Origin of the sequence: Mycolicibacter senuensis, from assembly GCF_003284925.1 — a bacterium.
Taxonomy (GTDB): Bacteria; Actinomycetota; Actinomycetes; order Mycobacteriales; family Mycobacteriaceae; genus Mycobacterium; species Mycobacterium algericum_A.
Window position 1 is genome coordinate 1 of the sequence record NZ_QMEX01000077.1, and the last position, 18,027, is coordinate 18,027.

Here is an 18,027-nt window from a genome sequence, read left to right on the forward strand (position 1 = left end):
CAACAACATGGCCAACACCGACGCCTCGGTCGGCTCCAGCTGGGCCTGACCCAAGCCAGAACACAGCCGAGAACCGGTGCAGCCCACGGGCTGCGCCGGTTCTTGGCGTTAGCGAGGTCGGTTCAGCGCGCCGGGCGGGTTACCGGCCGGGCACCGATGCCGAGGCGCACGCGCCCAGCACCGTGGTGGAGATGAAGGTCGCGGCGTTGGCCAGGTAGTTGTCCGACGGGTCGTAGGTCGGCAGCGCCAGCACGAACGCCCGCCGGTACTGCGCGGACAGCTCCGCGAAATCCTGCAGGGTGGGGTTGTTGCTACGGCGGCCCAGCTGCTGCATCTTGTTGGCCAGGCTGATCATCACCGGGCCGACCGCCAGGTTGATCGCCTTCTGCTGGGGATTCCAGTAGGTTCCCGGGATGCTCGGGTCGATCTCCGTCCATTCGGCGGTGTCGGCGCCGAATTTGTCCAGTGCCGCTTTCCAATCGGCGCAGACCGGGTTGGGCCCGGTCAGGTAGCGCTGGGGGTTGGTGGGGTTGCCCGGCGGGGCCGTCTTGGTGGGCGCGGACTGTGCCTCGACCAGCGGCGCGCGGGTAGCCGCCGATCCGTTGTTGGCAGCCGCGCAGATCGCCGCCAGCGCCGAGGCCGCGCTGTGCGCGGTACCGGCCAGCGCGGCGTCGCGTTCGGTGTAGGTGGGAATGTGCTCAACGAACGCGCGGGCATAGGCGATGAACTGCTCGTAGAGCTCGCGCATCACCCGGTGCGGGGTGAGCTTCACCAGCCCGACGGTCTGCGCGGCGGCGTTGCGCACCACCTGCCCGGCGGCCAGGTACTCCTTCTTCTGTTCGTCGTTCCACTCCGAGGCCGGGATCGACTGATCGCGCTCATTCCATTTGCCATGCCCGAGCAGCGACAGCGTGTTGGACAGGTTGCTGCTGATCGACCCCCACGCGGTGCAACTCGGGTCGCTCATGATAATCGCCACCGGACCGGTGTCGTCCGCGCTGGCGATGCCGGCGGCGGCCGCGTTACGGCTGGAGCTCCCGCCGTCAGCCATCGAGCCCTTGCCCGGGTCCCCGCCCAGCAGCACCACCGCGGCCAGCACCAGAGCGACCACGGCCAGCACCACCACGGCGGCCAGCCCCCATTTGAGGCTGTTGGATTGCTTTGGGGTGGCGACTTCCTCGTCGTCCTCGTAGTCGTAGTCGAAGTCGACGTCATCGGTCCCATTGGTCACAGTGAGCCAGCTTAAAGCACCGGGCGGCGGGCGGCAGGGCAGCGTGATGCCTCTAGACTTGGCCACCGTCGAACCGTTACCTGACCGTCCTCAAACCAGGGGGTATTTAGTGCTGCGCAGCCACGACGCCGGCTCATTGCGGGCCACCGACGCCGGGCGCAGTGTCACCCTTGCCGGCTGGGTGGCACGCCGACGCGACCACGGCGGAGTCATCTTCATCGACCTGCGGGACGCCTCCGGGGTGGCGCAGGTGGTGTTTCGCGACCCGGCGGTGCTGGAGCAGGCCCACCGGCTGCGCGCCGAATTCTGCGTTGCGGTCACCGGTGCCGTCGAAGTCCGCCCCGAGGGCAATGAGAACCCCGATCTGCCCACCGGCGCCATCGAAGTCAACGCGTCGGAGCTGACGGTGCTCAACGAGGCGGCACCGCTGCCGTTCCAGCTCGACGAACCGGTCGGCGAAGAGGCACGGCTGCGGTACCGCTACCTGGATCTGCGCCGTGAGAACGGCCCGGGGGCGGCGCTGCGGCTGCGTTCGAGAGTCAACGCAGCGGCGCGAACGGTATTGGCCGAGCACGGCTTCGTCGAGATCGAGACCCCCACGCTGACCCGTTCCACCCCGGAAGGCGCGCGGGACTTCCTGGTACCGGCGCGGCTGCAGCCCGGCTCGTTCTACGCGCTGCCGCAGAGCCCGCAGCTGTTCAAGCAGCTGCTGATGGTGGCCGGCATGGAACGCTACTACCAGATCGCCCGCTGCTACCGCGACGAGGACTTCCGCGCCGACCGGCAGCCGGAGTTCACCCAGCTGGACCTGGAGATGAGCTTCGTCGACGCCGAGGACGTGATCGACATCGCCGAACAGGTGCTCAAGGCGCTGTGGGCGCTGATCGGCTACGACCTGCCGACCCCGCTGCCGAGGATGACCTACGCCGACGCGATGCGCCGGTTCGGCTCCGACAAACCGGACCTGCGGTTCGGGCTGGAACTGGTGGAGTGCACCGCGTTCTTCCAAGACACCACGTTCCGGGTCTTCCAGGCCCCGTACGTGGGTGCGGTGGTGATGCCGGGCGGGGCATCACAGCCGCGGCGCACCCTGGACGGCTGGCAGGAGTGGGCCAAGCAGCGCGGGGCCAAAGGCCTGGCCTATGTGTTGGTCGGCGAGGACGGCGAACTGTCCGGCCCGGTGGCCAAGAACCTCACCGATGCCGAACGCGCCGGACTGGCCGGACACGTCGGGGCCGCGCCGGGCGACTGCATCTTCTTCGCGGCCGGGCTTGCCAAACCATCCCGGGCGCTGCTGGGCGCGGCCCGCGGCGAGATCGCCCGCCGGCTCGACCTGATCGCCCCGGACGCCTGGGCGTTCACCTGGGTGGTGGACCCGCCGCTGTTCGAGCCCGCCGACGACGCCACCGCCGCCGGCGACGTCGCTGTGGGCTCCGGGGCATGGACCGCGGTGCACCATGCGTTCACCTCGCCCAAGCCCGAACACGCCGACAGCGTGGAATCCGACCCGGGCGCGGTGCTGGCCGACGCCTACGACGTGGTGTGCAACGGCAACGAGATCGGCGGCGGCTCGATCCGTATCCACCGCCGCGACATTCAGCAGCAGGTCTTCACGGTGATGGGGCTGGACGAAGCCGAGGTCACCGAGAAGTTCGGATTCCTGTTAGACGCCTTCAGTTTCGGTGCACCGCCGCACGGCGGGCTGGCGTTCGGCTGGGACCGGGTGGTGGCGTTGCTGGCCGGGGTCGACTCGATCCGCGAGGTCATCGCGTTTCCGAAGTCCGGTGGTGGCATCGACCCGCTGACCGACGCCCCGGCGCCGATCACCGCGGCGCAGCGCAAAGAATCCGGGATGGACGCGCCGCCCCAGCCGCGCTGAGGCCGGTAGACATCGGCAACGGTGTCGGCAAGGCTAGCGGCTATGGATTCGGTTGAATTCGCCCGGCTGGTGGTCTCCAGCATGCCGTTCGCGTCGGCCCTCCAAATCGACATCACCGAGCTGACACCGCAGCAGGTGACCGCCACCATGGCATGGGCGCCGGAACGCTGCACCACCGCGGGCATCCTGCATGGGGGAGCGCTGATGGCGTTCGCCGACACCGTCGGTGCGGTGTGCGCGGTCGCCAACCTGCCGCAGGGCGCCAGCACCTCGACCATTGAATCGAAAACCAATTTCTTCCGCGCGGTTCGCGACGGCACCGTCACCGCGACCAGCCTCCCGCTGCACGTCGGACGGACCACCATCGTGGTGCAGACCGACCTGACCGACGACAACGGCAAACTGGTCGCCCGAGTCACTCAGACTCAGGCGGTGTTGGCCCCGAAGTAGCCCGGCTCACCAGAACGGCTTGAGCAACTGGCGCATCGCCGGCGGCACCCAGCCCTTCACCGACGACGGGAATACCTTGCCGGGACCGCATTTGGGCCAGGCATACGGTCCCTGTTCATCGAGCACCCGGTTGGCGACGGCGATCTGTTCTTCGCGCGACGCCTTCGACGGCAGTCCGACACCACCGAATGCGCGCCACGTCGACGGTTTGAACTGCAGCCCGCCGTAGAAGCCGTTGCCGGTGTCGGCGGCCCAGTTGCCGCCCGATTCGCATTGGGCGACGGCGTCCCATCCCATCAACATGTTGCTGTCGGCGCGGGCGACGCCGGCCGGCGCCAGTAGTCCGCCCATGATCCCCCCGGTGATCAGCCCGGACACGGTCCACGCGAGACGCCGCCTGCCGAACTGCACGACACGCCGTGCCGTGTTCCGGTGCATATCACAACCTCCGTGATAGTTGTCTATCAGTGAGGTTTACGAGCATAACGCGATAATTGAGGAAATTGCACATTTTGAATAGCTAAAGATGCAAATGGGATTGGTGTCATTAGCTGGTGTAGTAGTCGTTTAAAGTGGCTAGAGTTAACGCTGTTGTTATTGATACGTATGTTGCGAGAGATCTCTTAGAAATTAAGACTATTTTGAGTGTCTATTGTTGTTGTTGGGGCTATTGATGCTCAAGTGACAGAAGTGGCCGGCGGTGTCCCAAGGCTCGGGGCGCACTCCCGCCGAAAAAAAGTCGTCGGAATCGCGCGGCCGGTTCGCCCGGCGGCGGGTCGGCGGCTCTAGGCTGCCTCGCGTGGCCGACCGCTATGGAACCGACATCCTCGCCGACAACCCGCACAGCGCCCGCAAGATCCGTTCCACCGAGCTGCCGGTGCAGCGCGGCATGGTGGTCGAGGACGCCCAGACCGGTTACGTCGGCGCCGTGACGCGCATCGAATACGGCCGCATCGAGCTGGAGGATCGGCACGGCCGCACCCGCGGCTTCCCGCTGGGGCCCGGCTACCTGATCGACGGCAAGCCGGTGATCCTCACCGAGCCGCGACCGGCCGCACCCCAACCGCCCGCTCGCACCGCGTCGGGCTCGGTGGCGGTACCGGGCGCGCGCGCCAAAGTGGCGCTGGCCAGCCGGATCTACGTCGAGGGCCGCCACGACGCGGAACTCGTCGAACAGGTCTGGGGTGACGATCTGCGCATCGAGGGCGTCGTCGTCGAATACCTCGGTGGCATCGACGACCTGGCCGGCATCGTGGCCGACTTCCAGCCGGGCCCCGGGAGGCGGCTCGGCGTGCTGGTCGACCACCTGGTCGCGGGTTCGAAGGAGACCCGCATCGCCGAGGCGGTACGCCGCGGCCCGGGCGGTGCGCACACCCTGATCGTCGGCCACCCCTACGTCGACATCTGGCAGGCGGTGAAGCCCGGGCGGCTCGGCTTGCAGAACTGGCCGACGATCCCGCGCAGCATCGAGTGGAAACACGGCATCTGCGCCGCCCTGGGCTGGCCGCACAACGGACAGGCCGACATCGCCGCGGCGTGGCAGCGCATCCGCGGCCGGGTGCGCGACTGGACCGACCTGGAACCGGAGCTGATCGGCCGGGTCGAAGAGCTGATCGACTTCGTGACCGCGCCGGCCTGAACGAAATCCGGCTGAATCGGTCCGGTGCGACCACCCAGCCGGTTGGATGGCGAGTATGAAAACAATTGCTGCCGTGGCTCATGCGCCCAACCAGCCGTTCGAGATCATGGAGCTGGAACTGGATGGGCCAGGGCCGGGCGAGGTGCTGATCAAGTTCGCCGCCGCCGGGCTGTGCCACTCGGATCTGCATCTGGCCGACGGCGACTGGCCGAACCGGTTCCCGATCGTCGGCGGACACGAGGGCGCCGGGATCATCGAGGACGTCGGGCCCGGGGTCACCAAGGTCGCCCCCGGCGATCACGTGGTGTGCTGCTTCATCCCCAGCTGCGGAACGTGCCGGTACTGCTCGACCGGCCGGCAGAACCTGTGCGACATGGGGGCCACCATCCTGGAGGGCTGCATGCCCGACGGCACGTTCCGGTTCCACTCGGGTGGTACCGATTACGGCGGGTTCTGCATGCTGGGCACGTTCGCCGAGCGGGCGACCGTCTCGCAGCACTCGGTGGTCAAGGTCGACGACTGGCTGCCGCTTCAGACCGCGGTGCTCGTCGGCTGCGGGGTCCCCACCGGCTGGGCGAGCGCCAACTACGACGGCGGGGTGCGCGCCGGGGACACCGTGGTGATCTACGGCATCGGCGGGGTCGGCATCAACGCGGTGCAGGGCGCCGCGCATGCCGGCGCCAAGTACGTGGTGGCCGTCGACCCGGTGGAGTTCAAACGCGAGACCGCCTTGAAGCTGGGCGCCACCCACACCTTCGCCACCGCGGACGAGGCGATGGCCAAGATCGCCGAGCTGACCTGGGGGCAGATGGCCGACCAGGCGCTGATCACCGTCGGCGATCTGGACGAGGCCGTCACCACCGCGGCGTTCAACACCATCGGCAAGGGCGGCACCGTGGTGGTCGCCGCGCTGGCCAAGCTGGAGAGCCTCGACGTGCACATCTCGGGGTCGCAGCTCGCGCTGTTCGGCAAGACCATCAAGGGAACCCTGTTCGGCGGCGCGAACCCGCAGTACGACATCGTGCGACTGCTGCGCCTCTACGACGCCGGCCAGCTCAAGCTCGACGAGCTGGTCACCCGCCGCTACACCCTGGAGCAGGTCAACGAGGGCTACCAGGATCTGCGCGACGGCAAGAACATCCGCGGGGTGATCGTGCACCGCTGACGCAACGGCGGCCGGCCGGAAATGGTATGCCTGAAGGCGTGTCCGACGGCCTCTTCGACGTACCCGGCGCGGCGTCAGCAGAACCAGGCGCCACCACGCCGGTGCCGCTGGCGGTGCGGATGCGCCCGGCATCGCTGGATGAGGTGGTCGGCCAGGACCACCTGCTGGGGCCCGGCTCACCGCTGCGCCGGCTGGTCGACGGCTCCGGGGCGGCCTCGGTCATCCTCTACGGCCCGCCCGGCACCGGGAAGACCACGCTGGCCTCGCTGATCTCCGGCGCGACCGGCCGCCGCTTCGAGGCGCTGTCGGCGCTGAGCGCCGGGGTCAAAGAGGTGCGCGCCGTCATCGACACCGCCCGGCGCGCGGCAGCCTACGGCGAGCAGACCGTGCTGTTCATCGATGAGGTGCACCGGTTCTCCAAGACCCAGCAGGACGCACTGCTGGCCGCCGTGGAGAACCGGGTGGTGCTGCTGGTGGCCGCCACCACCGAGAACCCGTCGTTCTCGGTGGTCGCCCCGCTGCTGAGCAGGTCGCTGATCCTGCAACTGCGCCCCCTGGGCCCCGAGGACATCGCCGCCGTGGTGGGCCGCGCCATCGCCGATGAGCGCGGGCTGGGCGGGCGCGTCGAGGTGGCGCCCGAGGCCGTCGAGCTGCTGGTGCGGCTGGCCGCCGGGGACGCCCGCCGTGCCCTTACCGCGCTGGAGGTCGCCGCTGAGGGGGTGGCGGCGGGCGAGGTGGTCACCGTCGAAACCGTGGAGGCCTCGCTGGACCAGGCCGCGGTGCGCTATGACCGCGACGGCGACCAGCACTACGACGTGATCAGCGCGTTCATCAAGAGCGTGCGCGGCTCCGATGTCGATGCCGCGCTGCACTACCTGGCCCGGATGCTGACCGCGGGGGAGGATCCGCGGTTCATCGCGCGGCGGCTGATGATCCTGGCCAGCGAGGACATCGGAATGGGTGATCCGACCGCGCTGCAGACCGCGGTGGCCGCCGCGCAGACCGTGGCGCTGATCGGTATGCCCGAAGCTCAGCTCACGCTCGCGCACGCCACCGTGCACCTGGCGACGGCGCCGAAATCCAACGCGGTGACCACCGCGCTGGGTGCGGCGATGGCCGACATCAAAGCCGGTAAGGCCGGGGCGGTCCCGGCGCACCTGCGCGACGGACACTATTCGGGGGCGCAGGCGCTGGGCAACGCGGTCGGCTACCGCTACGCCCACGACCACCCTGATGGTGTTGTGCCACAACAGTATCCGCCCGACGATCTGGTCGGCACCGACTACTACCAGCCCACTGCGCGGGGCGCCGAACGCGAGCTCGCCGGGCGGCTGCAGAAGTTGCGGGCGATCATTCGCCGCCGGGGCTGAGCCCGCAGCGCCGAGCCGGAATTTCCCGACGCGACACACCAAGCGTCGGGAAAGTCCGAGTCGGTGCGGCGCCGGACGGGCGCCGGCCCGCCACGATGGTGGCCGAAGATGCGCGCTATCAGCCGGCGGCGGTCTGGCCGAGCCAGTCGGCCAGCGAGCGCCCGGCGTCCAGGACGTGCCGCTCGGCGATGGCACGAGCCGCCTCGGCCTCGCGCTCGGCCAGTGCGGTGACCAGCTTCTGGTGATCCTCGAGTGAATGGTGTTCGTGCTCGGGAAACACCGTGAGGAAGTTCGTCGGCACGACCCGCGCGGCATGCCGGATTTGGATCAGCAGTTGCGGCGAGTGGGCGGCCCGATGAATTTCCTGGTGGAACTGCCAGTTCGCGTCACCGATGCGATCCGAGCCGCGCAGCGCTTCGACGTCGGCGGCCAGCGTCCGCAGCTGCGCGACGTCGTCGGGGGTGAGGCGCTCGGCGGCCCATGCCGCTGCCTGACCGGTCAGCACGCCCAGGATGGTGAAGCTGTCCAGCACGTCCTCGGGGCGGATCCCGATCACCGTGACGCCGCTGCGGGGCGCGACCTGCACCAGCCCCTCGTAGGACAGCTCCAGCAGCGCCTCGCGAACCGGGGTGCGGCTGGTGGCGAACTCCGCAGTGATGGCGTCGAGGTCAAGCCGGGTGCCGGGGGTCAGCTCGCCGGTGAGGATCCGGTTGCGCAGCTCACGGGCGGCACGCTCGCGCACGGTGCCGCCGATGTCGACGTTGTTGGCCGTCACGGCAGGAATGGTACACATCACAAAATCTAAACGTTGATATCTGATATATCAGATGATAGATATCAACCATGACCTCCCGAACGGACCAGATGGCGCTCGTCGCCTTCATGCAAGCCGGCAACGCCTCGGTCTACGCCGGGTCGTGGCGCCACCCCGCCACCGAACACGGCTACCTCGACGCCTCCTACTACGCCAAGATCGGCCGACAGCTCGAGGAGGGCTGCTTCGATCTGATGTTCTTCGACGACCGACTGGCCATGCCGGCCATCTACGGCGGAGCGGTCGCCGAGGCGGTGCGCTACGGGGCGCGGCCGGTGAAGCTGGACCTCTCGACGGTGCTCGGGGTGCTGGCTCAGGCCACCACGCGGATCGGGTTGGGTGCGACGTATTCCACCACCTACTACGCGCCGTTTCACGTGGCGCGCACTTTCGCCACCCTCGATCACCTATCCCGTGGGCGCGCGGCGTGGAACGTGGTCACCTCGGTCAACGACGGTGAAGCCCAGAACTACGGGCTGACAAGCCATCTCAGCCATGACGAGCGCTACGACCGCGCCGACGAGTTTCTCGACGTGGTGGCGGGATTGTGGGACACCTGGGAGGACGACGCGATCGTGGCCGACCGTGCGCGCGGCTTCTACGCCGACCCGGACAAGGTGCACGAGTTGCGGCACGAGGGCGAGTATTTCTCGGTACGCGGTCCGCTGACGGTGCCGCGCACCCCGCAGGGCCGGCCCGTCATCATCCAGGCCGGCTCGTCGGGAAGGGGCCGCGAATTCGCCTCCCGGTGGGCGGATCTGATCTTCACCGGGGACCCGGGACTCGAGGTGGCCCGCAGTCATTACGCCGATCAGAAGCAGCGCATCGCCGACGCCGGACGTGACCCCGCCTCGGTGAAGCTGTGCCCGATGGCCTACGCCGTGGTGGGCGAGTCCGAGGACCATGCCAAGCACCGCGAGCAGGTCTTCCTCAACGACCTGGTCGACCCGATGGCCTCGCTGACACTGCTCTCCGAGCTGATGAACTACGACTTCGCCCAGCATCACCTGGACGATCCGATCACCGACGACCTGATCGCCTCGGTCTCGGGCATCCGCGGGCTGGTGCAGAACCTGCGCGCCCACATCGGCAACGACATCACGCTGCGTGATCTGGCCGGGCACCGCGCCACCCTGCTGCAGGGCCCGCGCTTCGTCGGCACCGGAACCCAGGTCGCCGACCAGATGGCGGAGTGGTTCCACGGCGGCGCCTGTGACGGATTCGTGCTGGCGGCAACACATTCGCCGGGAGCCTATGAGGATGTGGTGCGCATGGTGGTCCCGGAGTTGCAGCGGCGCGGGCTGTTTCGCACCGAGTACCGGGGCGCCACGCTGCGCGAGCACCTGGGTCTGGCCCGCCCGGGTCTGACCGCGGCATGATGCTGCACGGGATCCGGGTGCTCGACCTGGCCACACTGGCCGCGGCGCCGCTGGTGGCGACCTATCTCGGCGAATTCGGCGCCGACGTGATCAAGGTCGAACAACCCGGGTCCGGCGACCCGATCCGCGGCTGGGGCCACCAGCGCGACGGCGTCGGGCTGATGTGGAAGTCGGTGTCGCGCAACAAGCGATCGGTCACCGCCAACCTGCGGGTGCCCGAGGGCCAGGAGTTGGTCCGCAAGCTGGTGGCGCATGCCGACGTGGTGATCGTCAACACCCGGCCGGCCACGCTGCGCGGGTGGGGGCTGGACTACGACGCGCTGCGTGCGGTCAACGACCGCATCGTGATGCTGCACATCACCGGCTACGGCTTGTCCGGCCCGAAGAGCGAACGGCCCGGCTTCGGCACGCTCGGGGAGGCGATGAGCGGCTTCGCCAACATCACCGGCGAGGCCGGCGGGCCGCCCACGCTGCCGCCGTTCATGCTCGCCGACGGGGTGGCGTCGCTCAATGCCGCCTACGCGGTGATGATGGCGCTGTATCACCGTGACGTGCACGGCGGACCGGGCCAGCTGATCGACGTCAACCTCATCGACCCGCTGGCTCGGCTGCTGGAGCAGACTCTGCTCGGCTACGACCAGCTCGGGCTGGTGCCCACGAGGGCCGGCAACCGCTGGGACATCTCCGCACCCCGCAACACCTACCGCACCAAGGACGGTCGCTGGCTGGCGATGTCGGGAAGTTCACCGGCGTTGGCGCTGCGGGTGTTCCGGGCGATCGGGCGCGCCGACCTGGTCGATGACGCCGACTTCGCCGATCCGCAGCGCCGGCTGGCCCGGGCCGGCGAGGTCGACCGGGTGGTCGCCGGCTGGGTGGCGACCAAGACCCTGGCCGAGGCCATGGCCGTCTTCGATGCCGAACAGGTTGCGGCCGCTGCGGTCTACGACATCACCGACCTGGTCGCCGACGAGCAGCTGGCCCACCGCGCGGTGTTCGTCAAGGTGGGCGACGAGGAACTCGGCGCCATGACCGTCCAGGCCCCGGTGCCGCGGTTCTCCGACGCCGAAGGTCGCGTCGAGCACCTCGGGCCGCGACTGGGCGAGCACAACGCCGAGGTGTACCGCGACCTGCTGAAGCTGACCCCGTCCGACATCGACGATCTGCACGCCCGCGGCGTGCTGTAGTTCCCAATCGCAAGGAGACATACTCATGCTGTTGCGTCGTTCCGAACTGGCCGTCCCGGCCGCCAACGACAACATGTTCGCCAAGGCTGCGGCCGCGGACGCCGACCTGGTTTTCCTGGACCTGGAGGATGCCACCGCGCCGGCCCACAAGGTAGCCGCCCGGGCCAAGGTGATCACCGCCCTCAACGAACTGGACTGGGGGCGCACCGCGCGCGCCATCCGGATCAACGGGCTGGACACGCCGTGGTGTCACGACGACATCATCGAGGTCGTCACCGCCGCCGGGCGCAACCTCGACACCATCGTCGTGCCCAAGGCCCGCACCGCCCGCGACGTGTGGTGGGTGGATCTGCTGCTCACCCAGTTGGAGACCAAGCTCGGCCTCGAGCGCACGATCCGCCTCGAGGTGCTCATCGAAGAGGTCGAGGGGCTGGCCAACGCCGAGGAGATCGCCACGGCCAGCCCGCGGATCGACGCGCTGATCTTCGGCGTCGGCGACTTCTCGCTGTCGCAGGGCGCCCGGGTGGACACCAACTTCGTCCCGCTGGGCGACTACCCCGGCGATTTCTGGCACTACGCCCGCAACAAGGTGCTGGTCGCCGCCCGCATCGCTGGCATCGAGGCGATCGACTCGCCCTATCCTGACTACGCCGACCTGGCCGGTTACGAAACCGAGGCCCGCCGGTCCTCGCTGTACGGTTACACCGGCAAGTGGGCGATCCACCCCGATCAGATTCCGGTGGCCAACGCCGTCTTCGCGCCGACCGCCGACGAGATCGCGCTGGCCGAACGCAACATCGCCGCCTACCGCGAGGCCGAGGCCAGGGGACTGGGCGCGGTCGGGGTCGAGGGGGTGCTGGTTGACGCCGCGCACGTGAAGATGGCGCGCAACACCCTGGCCCGGGAGGCGTTGATCAACGGCGGCTGAGCTCCTCGCGAGCAGTCCCCCGCAAGCGGGAGGTGCCCCCAGCTAAAGCCCCCTTTTGACGCCCAAATAAGGTGCTTTCGCGTCTGCTCGCGGGGGGAACTCGCCCCGTAACCTGGAGGCCATGAACACCGAAGTGCTCGATGTCGACACCTCCCGGCGCCGCACCGTGGACCTCACCGACCAGGTGCGGTCGTTCTGCGCCGGTCACGGTGACGGGTTGTGCAACGTGTTCGTGCCGCACGCGACGGCCGGGCTGGCGATCATCGAGACCGGGGCCGGCTCCGACGCCGACCTGGTCGACACCCTGGAGCGGCTGCTGCCGCGCGATGACCGCTACCGGCACGCCCACGGGTCGCCGGGGCACGGCGCCGACCACGTCATGCCGGCGATCGTCGCGCCCTCGATCACGGTGCCGGTGGCCGGCGGCGAGCCACTGCTCGGGATCTGGCAGTCGGTGGTGCTGGTCGACCTCAACCGGGACAACCCGCGACGGTCGGTGCGGCTGAGTTTCCTCAACAGCGCCTGAACCGCACCCTCTTGGCGTCGAGACGGTGACCGGCAGACCGGTACTGTAGGGCCGTCCAATAGGTGCGACAACGGCGGGAAAGCGACTTTAGAGTGCAGACACACGAGATCAGGAAGCGCTTCCTCGATCACTTCGTGAAGGCGGGACACACCGAGGTGCCCAGCGCTTCGGTCATCCTCGATGACCCCAACCTGCTGTTCATCAACGCCGGCATGGTGCAGTTCGTGCCCTACTTCCTGGGGCAGCAGACCCCGCCCTATGCCACCGCCACCAGCATCCAGAAATGCATCCGCACCCCGGACATCGACGAGGTCGGCATCACCACCCGGCACAACACCTTCTTTCAGATGGCCGGCAACTTCTCGTTCGGTGACTACTTCAAGCGCGGCGCGATCGAGCTGGCCTGGACGCTGCTGACCAACAGTGTCGAGCAGGGCGGCTACGGCCTGGACCCGGAACGGATCTGGGCCACGGTCTACTTCGACGACGACGAGGCCATGGAACTGTGGCAGGAGATCGCCGGGTTGCCGGCCGAGCGCATTCAGCGTCGCGGGATGGCCGACAACTACTGGTCGATGGGCATCCCCGGTCCCTGCGGTCCGTCATCGGAGATCTATTACGACCGCGGCCCCGAGTTCGGTGTCGGCGGCGGGCCAATCGCCAACGAGGACCGCTACATCGAGATCTGGAACCTGGTGTTCATGCAGAACGAGCGCGGCGAGGGCACCGGCAAGGAGGACTTCGAAATCCTGGGGCCGTTGCCGCGCAAGAACATCGACACCGGGATGGGCATCGAGCGGGTCGCATTTCTGCTGCAGGGTGTGCATAACGTCTATGAGACCGACCTGTTGCGGCCGGTCATCGATGTGGTCGCCGAGCACGCCCCGCGCCCATACGGAAACCCCGACGCACCCGAAGATGACGTGCGCTACCGGGTCATCGCCGACCACTCCCGCACCGCGGCGATCCTGATCGGCGACGGGGTGAGCCCGGGCAACGACGGCCGCGGCTATGTGCTGCGTCGGCTGTTGCGCCGGGTGATCCGCTCGGCCAAGCTGCTGGGCATCGAAGGCCCCATCGTGGGGGAGTTGATGGCGACCGTTCGCGACGCGATGGGACCGTCCTATCCCGAACTGGTCACCGACTTCGACCGGATCAGCCGCATCGCTGTCGCCGAGGAGACCGCCTTCAACCGCACCCTGGCATCAGGGTCACGGTTGTTCGACGACGCCGCCCGGGCCACCAAGTCCTCCGGAAGCGCCGTGTTGTCGGGCACTGACGCCTTCACCCTGCACGACACCTACGGTTTCCCGATCGAGCTGACCCTGGAGATGGCGGCCGAGGCCGGCCTGACCGTCGATGAGATCGGTTTCCGGGAGCTGATGGCCCAGCAGCGGGCCCGCGCCAAGGCCGACGCTGCAGCCCGCAAGCACGCCCACGCCGACCTGAGTGCCTACCGCGAACTGGTCGACGCCGGACCCACCGAGTTCACCGGCTTCGAGGAGTTGAGCTCGGAGGCAAGGATTCTCGGGATCTTCGTGGACGGCAAGCGGGTGCCCGTGGTGGCGCGCGCGGGTCGGGGCGAGGTGCCGGACCGAGTCGAGTTGGTGCTGGACCGCACGCCGCTGTACGCCGAGTCCGGCGGGCAGATCGCCGACGTCGGCACGATCAGCGGCGGGGCGGCCAAAGCCGCCGTCACCGATGTGCAGAAGATCGCCCAAACACTGTTCGTGCACCGGGTCAACGTGGAGTCCGGCGAATTCGTGGAGGGCGACACCGTCACCGCCGCCGTGGATCCGGCCTGGCGCAAGGGCGCCACCCAGGGCCACTCCGGCACCCACATGGTGCACGCCGCGTTGCGGCAAGTGTTGGGTCCCAACGCCGTTCAGGCCGGTTCGCTGAACCGGCCGGGATATCTGCGATTCGACTTCAACTGGCAGGGCCCACTGAGCGAGGAGCAGCGCCGGGAAGTCGAAGAGGTGACCAACGAGGCGGTGCAGGCCGACTTCGAGGTGCACACCTTCAACGAAGACCTCGAGAAGGCCAAGGCGATGGGTGCCATGGCGATGTTCGGCGAGAAATACCCCGATCGGGTGCGGGTCGTCGAGATCGGCGGGCCGTTCTCGCTGGAGTTGTGCGGCGGCACCCACGTCCACAATTCGGCGCAGATCGGCCCGGTGACCCTGCTCGGCGAATCGTCGGTCGGATCCGGGGTGCGCCGGGTCGAGGCCTACGTCGGGCTGGATTCGTTCCGCCACCTGGCCAAGGAGCGGGCGCTGATGGCCGGCCTGGCGTCTTCGCTCAAGGTGCCGTCCGAAGAGGTGCCCGCCCGGGTAGCAAATCTGGTGGAGCGACTGCGGGCCGCCGAGAAGGAACTCGAGCGCGCCCGGCTGGCCGGTGCCCGCGCCGCTGCCTCGAATGCCGCTAGCGATGCTGAGCGAATCGGTAACGTGCGCGTGGTGGCGCAGCGAATGTCCGGTGGTATCGGAGGTGGCGATCTGCGTTCGATGGCCGGGGACATCCGCGGCAAACTCGGCGAGGAGCCCGCGGTGGTGGTGTTGATCGCCGACCCGGCCCCGGATTCGCCGGGCAGCGTGCCTTATGTGGTCGCCACCAACAGCGCCGCACAGGAACTCGGGCTGCGTGCCGATGATCTGGCCAAAGAACTGGCGGCCGCGGTGGCCGGCCGGGGCGGCGGCAAAGCCGACCTGGCGCAGGGCTCCGGCAAGGACCCTACCGGCATCGACGCCGCCCTGGCGGCGGTCCGCTCGGCGGTCGCCCGGAGCGCGCCGGCGTGACCTTCCCTCCCCATCGCACCCCGGACCGGCCCGGCGGGCCGGATGATCCCGGCCGCGGACGACGGCTCGGGGTGGATGTGGGCAGCGTGCGCATCGGGGTGTCGTGCAGCGACCCCGACGGCCTGCTGGCGACCCCGGTGGAGACCGTCCGCCGGCATGGCTCCGGGTCGCACCTGCGTCGGCTGGCCGCCCTGGTCGACGAATTCGACGTGGTCGAAGTCGTCGTCGGGTTGCCCCGCACCCTGGCCGACCGGACGGGAACGGCCGCCGTGGACGCCATCGCGGTGGCCGATGACCTGGCCCGGGTGCTGGCCAGGCTGGATCGGCGGGTCCCGGTGCGGCTGGCCGACGAACGCCTGAGCACCGTCAGCGCGGCTCGGGCCCTGCAGGCGGCCGGTGTACGGTCCAAGCGTCAGCGCTCGGTGATCGATCAGGCCGCAGCGGTGACCATCCTGCAGAGCTGGCTCGACCAGCGCCGGGCATCGGGCATGGTGACCCCGGCGACGGAGGACAACGGTGTCTGACGACTATTCCGCCGCCAAGGCCAAGCCGGTGGCGGTCGGACCGCCGCGCCGCCGGCTGAGCCGGACCGAGCGCGCCCGCGACCAGCGGCGGCGACGGCGGCGTAACCGGCGCCGGCGGGTGATCGGCGCCGTGGGCGTCGCGCTGGTCACCATGATGCTCATCGCCGGGGTGTTCCTCGGCTCCAGGCTGTGGCACTCACGCGGCCCCGTGGTCGACTACACCGGCGAGGGCGGCCAGCAGGTGCTGATCGAGGTGCACGAAGGCGACTTCACCACCGCTATCGCCGAAACCATGCTGGGCGCCGGTGTGATCGCCAATGTCAAAACGTTCCTCGACGTCGCGCAGGGCAACGCCGCCATCGCGGCGATCCAGCCCGGCTTCTACCGGTTGCGGGCCGAGATCCCGGCTGCCACCGCGGTACAGCAGCTCACCGACCCGGCCAACCGGGTGGGCAAGCTGGTGATCCCGGAGGGCCGCCAACTCGACGACACCACCGACATGAAGACCAACGTCGTGACACCGGGAGTGTTCACGCTCATCGCTCAGGCCAGCTGTCTGGATCTCAACGGCGATCGTCACTGCCTCAGGCCGCAGGAGTTGCGGCGGGCCGCGGCGACGGAGACGCCGGAGGCGCTGTCGGTGCCGGACTGGGCGTTCGGTCCGGTGACCAGGATGGGCCGCGACCACCGCCGTATCGAGGGGTTGATCACGGCGGGTACCTGGAACGTCGACCCGACCGCGCCGGCACCGGTCGTGCTGTCGAAGGTGATCGGCCAGAGCGCCGCGGAGTTGGCCAAGACCGGACTGCCCGGCGTCGCCGAGCAGTTGGGTATGACTCCCTACGAGCTGTTGATCGTGGCCTCGCTGGTGCAGCGCGAAGCCCTGCCGCACGACTTCGCCAAGGTGGCCCGGGTCATCGACAACCGCCTCAACGAGCCCCAGCGCCTGGAGTTCGACTCGACGGTCAACTATCCGCTGGACCGCCAGGAGGTGGCCACCACCGACGCCGACCGGGCCAAGGTGACGCCGTGGAACACCTACGCCGCCGAGGGACTGCCGGCCACCCCGATCTGTTCGCCGGGAGTCGAGGCCCTGCGAGCCGCCGAGCACCCGGAACCGGGCGACTGGCTGTACTTCGTCACGATCGACAAGGACGGCACCACCTTGTTCACTCACAACTATCAGCAGCATTTGAACAACATCGAGATGGCTCTGGGCAACGGTGTCCTCGACAGCTCCCGCTGATCCGCGGCCACGCAAGGCGGCCGTGCTGGGGTCGCCGATCGCGCACTCTCGCTCGCCGCAACTGCACCTGGCGGCCTACCGTGCGTTGGGGCTGCGCGGATGGACTTATGACCGCATCGAGTGCGACGCCGAGCGGTTGCCGGCGCTGGTGTCGGGACTAGGGCCGGAATGGGTCGGCCTGTCGGTGACCATGCCGGGCAAATTCGCCGCGCTGGCCTTCGCCGACGAGCGCACACCGCGCGCCGAGCGGATCGGCTCGGCCAACACCCTGGTTCGCATCCCGACCGGCTGGCTGGCCGACAACACCGACGTCGACGGGGTCAGCGGGGCGCTGGGATCGGCCGGACCGATTTCCGGGGAGGCGATCGTGCTGGGGTCGGGCGGTACCGCCCCGGCCGCCGTGGTGGCGTTGACCGACCTCGGGGTCAGCGGTATCACGGTGGCTGCCCGCAACTCCGACAACGCCGCACGGCTGGTGGCGCTGGCGACCCAAGTCGGTGTGCCGGCGCGTTATTGCGCACTCGACGAGGCCGGGCTGGCCGAGGCCGCCGGGTCGGCATCGGTGGCGGTCAGCACGCTGCCGGCCGAGGTCGCAGCCCGGTACGCGCCGGTGCTGGCCGGGGTGCCGGTGCTGCTGGACGCGATCTATGATCCGTGGCCGACACCGCTGGCGGCGGCGGTCGCCGCGGCGGGTGGAACCGTGATCAGCGGCCTGCAGATGCTGCTGCACCAGGCGTTCACCCAAGTCGAGCTCTTCACCGGCCGGCCCGCACCCCGGGCGGCGATGACTTGCGTGATCGCCGACCCGGCCTGAGCATGGCGCCGTGGCGCAGGCGGCGGCGGTTGTGGTGCTGATGTGGCTGGCGCTGCTGAGCGGCTATGACATCGCACAGC

At 69.0% G+C, this 18,027-nt stretch carries 16 protein-coding genes; 13 read left to right on the forward strand and 3 right to left on the reverse strand.

All coding sequences use genetic code 11. The features are described from left to right. Window positions 1–139: 139 nt before the first annotated feature. The gene (locus DQP56_RS16150) at window positions 140–1,231 is read right to left on the reverse strand and encodes an ESX-1 system-associated protein (RefSeq protein ID WP_112687079.1); all 1,092 of its coding nucleotides are present in this window, start codon (window positions 1,229–1,231) and stop codon (window positions 140–142) included. Between the two features lie 109 nt (window positions 1,232–1,340). On the opposite strand from DQP56_RS16150, the gene aspS reads away from it, so the two are divergent. After that, on the forward strand, window positions 1,341–3,110 hold the full coding sequence (gene aspS, locus DQP56_RS16155) for an aspartate--tRNA ligase (RefSeq protein WP_112687081.1): 1,770 nt from the start codon (window positions 1,341–1,343) through the stop codon (window positions 3,108–3,110). A 42-nt stretch (window positions 3,111–3,152) separates the two neighbouring features. Continuing rightward, window positions 3,153–3,560, forward strand: a complete 408-nt coding sequence (locus tag DQP56_RS16160) for a PaaI family thioesterase (RefSeq protein ID WP_112687083.1) — start codon at window positions 3,153–3,155, stop codon at window positions 3,558–3,560. A gap of 6 nt (window positions 3,561–3,566) precedes the next feature. Here DQP56_RS16160 and DQP56_RS16165 read toward each other — a convergent pair whose 3' ends face one another. Beyond that, the gene (locus DQP56_RS16165; RefSeq protein ID WP_013829284.1) at window positions 3,567–3,911 is read right to left on the reverse strand and encodes a transglycosylase family protein; all 345 of its coding nucleotides are present in this window, start codon (window positions 3,909–3,911) and stop codon (window positions 3,567–3,569) included. A 448-nt stretch (window positions 3,912–4,359) separates the two neighbouring features. Between DQP56_RS16165 and DQP56_RS16170 the strand changes: the two genes are divergently transcribed. From DQP56_RS16170 to DQP56_RS16180, 3 genes are read left to right on the forward strand one after another with little or no spacing between them, the layout of a single operon-like run. Beyond that, complete coding sequence (locus DQP56_RS16170; RefSeq protein WP_112687085.1) at window positions 4,360–5,199, forward strand: DUF3097 domain-containing protein; 840 nt, start codon at window positions 4,360–4,362, stop codon at window positions 5,197–5,199. Between the two features lie 55 nt (window positions 5,200–5,254). Beyond that, entirely contained in the window at window positions 5,255–6,364 is a 1,110-nt protein-coding gene (locus DQP56_RS16175) for an NDMA-dependent alcohol dehydrogenase (RefSeq protein WP_112687087.1), read from the forward strand. A gap of 26 nt (window positions 6,365–6,390) precedes the next feature. Further along, window positions 6,391–7,734 (forward strand): replication-associated recombination protein A, encoded by a 1,344-nt coding sequence (locus DQP56_RS16180; RefSeq protein ID WP_112687089.1) that lies wholly within the window; start codon window positions 6,391–6,393, stop codon window positions 7,732–7,734. 118 nt (window positions 7,735–7,852) lie between these two features. Here the strand turns inward: DQP56_RS16180 and DQP56_RS16185 are convergent, their stop codons facing one another. After that, the gene (locus tag DQP56_RS16185; protein WP_234825699.1) at window positions 7,853–8,509 is read right to left on the reverse strand and encodes a GntR family transcriptional regulator; all 657 of its coding nucleotides are present in this window, start codon (window positions 8,507–8,509) and stop codon (window positions 7,853–7,855) included. Window positions 8,510–8,577: 68 nt separating this feature from the next. Here DQP56_RS16185 and DQP56_RS16190 point away from each other — a divergent pair, with 68 nt between their 5' ends. From DQP56_RS16190 to DQP56_RS16225, 8 genes are all read left to right on the forward strand, one after another. Next, window positions 8,578–9,927 (forward strand): LLM class flavin-dependent oxidoreductase, encoded by a 1,350-nt coding sequence (locus DQP56_RS16190; protein ID WP_112687093.1) that lies wholly within the window; start codon window positions 8,578–8,580, stop codon window positions 9,925–9,927. Then, the gene (locus DQP56_RS16195) at window positions 9,927–11,111 is read left to right on the forward strand and encodes a CaiB/BaiF CoA transferase family protein (RefSeq protein ID WP_112687107.1); all 1,185 of its coding nucleotides are present in this window, start codon (window positions 9,927–9,929) and stop codon (window positions 11,109–11,111) included. The genes DQP56_RS16190 and DQP56_RS16195 overlap by 1 nt, the downstream gene beginning before the upstream one ends. A 19-nt stretch (window positions 11,112–11,130) precedes the next feature. Next, a complete protein-coding gene (locus DQP56_RS16200) occupies window positions 11,131–12,039 on the forward strand; it encodes an HpcH/HpaI aldolase/citrate lyase family protein (RefSeq protein ID WP_112687095.1) in 909 nt (302 codons plus the stop codon). A gap of 121 nt (window positions 12,040–12,160) precedes the next feature. Continuing rightward, window positions 12,161–12,565, forward strand: coding sequence for a secondary thiamine-phosphate synthase enzyme YjbQ (locus DQP56_RS16205; protein ID WP_112687097.1), 405 nt, complete (start codon window positions 12,161–12,163; stop codon window positions 12,563–12,565). Window positions 12,566–12,657: 92 nt separating this feature from the next. Then, window positions 12,658–15,363, forward strand: a complete 2,706-nt coding sequence (gene alaS, locus DQP56_RS16210) for an alanine--tRNA ligase (protein ID WP_112687099.1) — start codon at window positions 12,658–12,660, stop codon at window positions 15,361–15,363. Further along, entirely contained in the window at window positions 15,360–15,887 is a 528-nt protein-coding gene (ruvX, locus tag DQP56_RS16215; protein ID WP_112687101.1) for a Holliday junction resolvase RuvX, read from the forward strand. Before alaS ends, ruvX begins: the two co-directional genes overlap by 4 nt. Further along, window positions 15,880–17,133 (forward strand): endolytic transglycosylase MltG, encoded by a 1,254-nt coding sequence (locus DQP56_RS16220; RefSeq protein WP_112687103.1) that lies wholly within the window; start codon window positions 15,880–15,882, stop codon window positions 17,131–17,133. Before ruvX ends, DQP56_RS16220 begins: the two co-directional genes overlap by 8 nt. Then, window positions 17,111–17,947, forward strand: a complete 837-nt coding sequence (locus tag DQP56_RS16225; RefSeq protein WP_112687105.1) for a shikimate dehydrogenase — start codon at window positions 17,111–17,113, stop codon at window positions 17,945–17,947. Before DQP56_RS16220 ends, DQP56_RS16225 begins: the two co-directional genes overlap by 23 nt. Window positions 17,948–18,027: the final 80 nt, after the last annotated feature.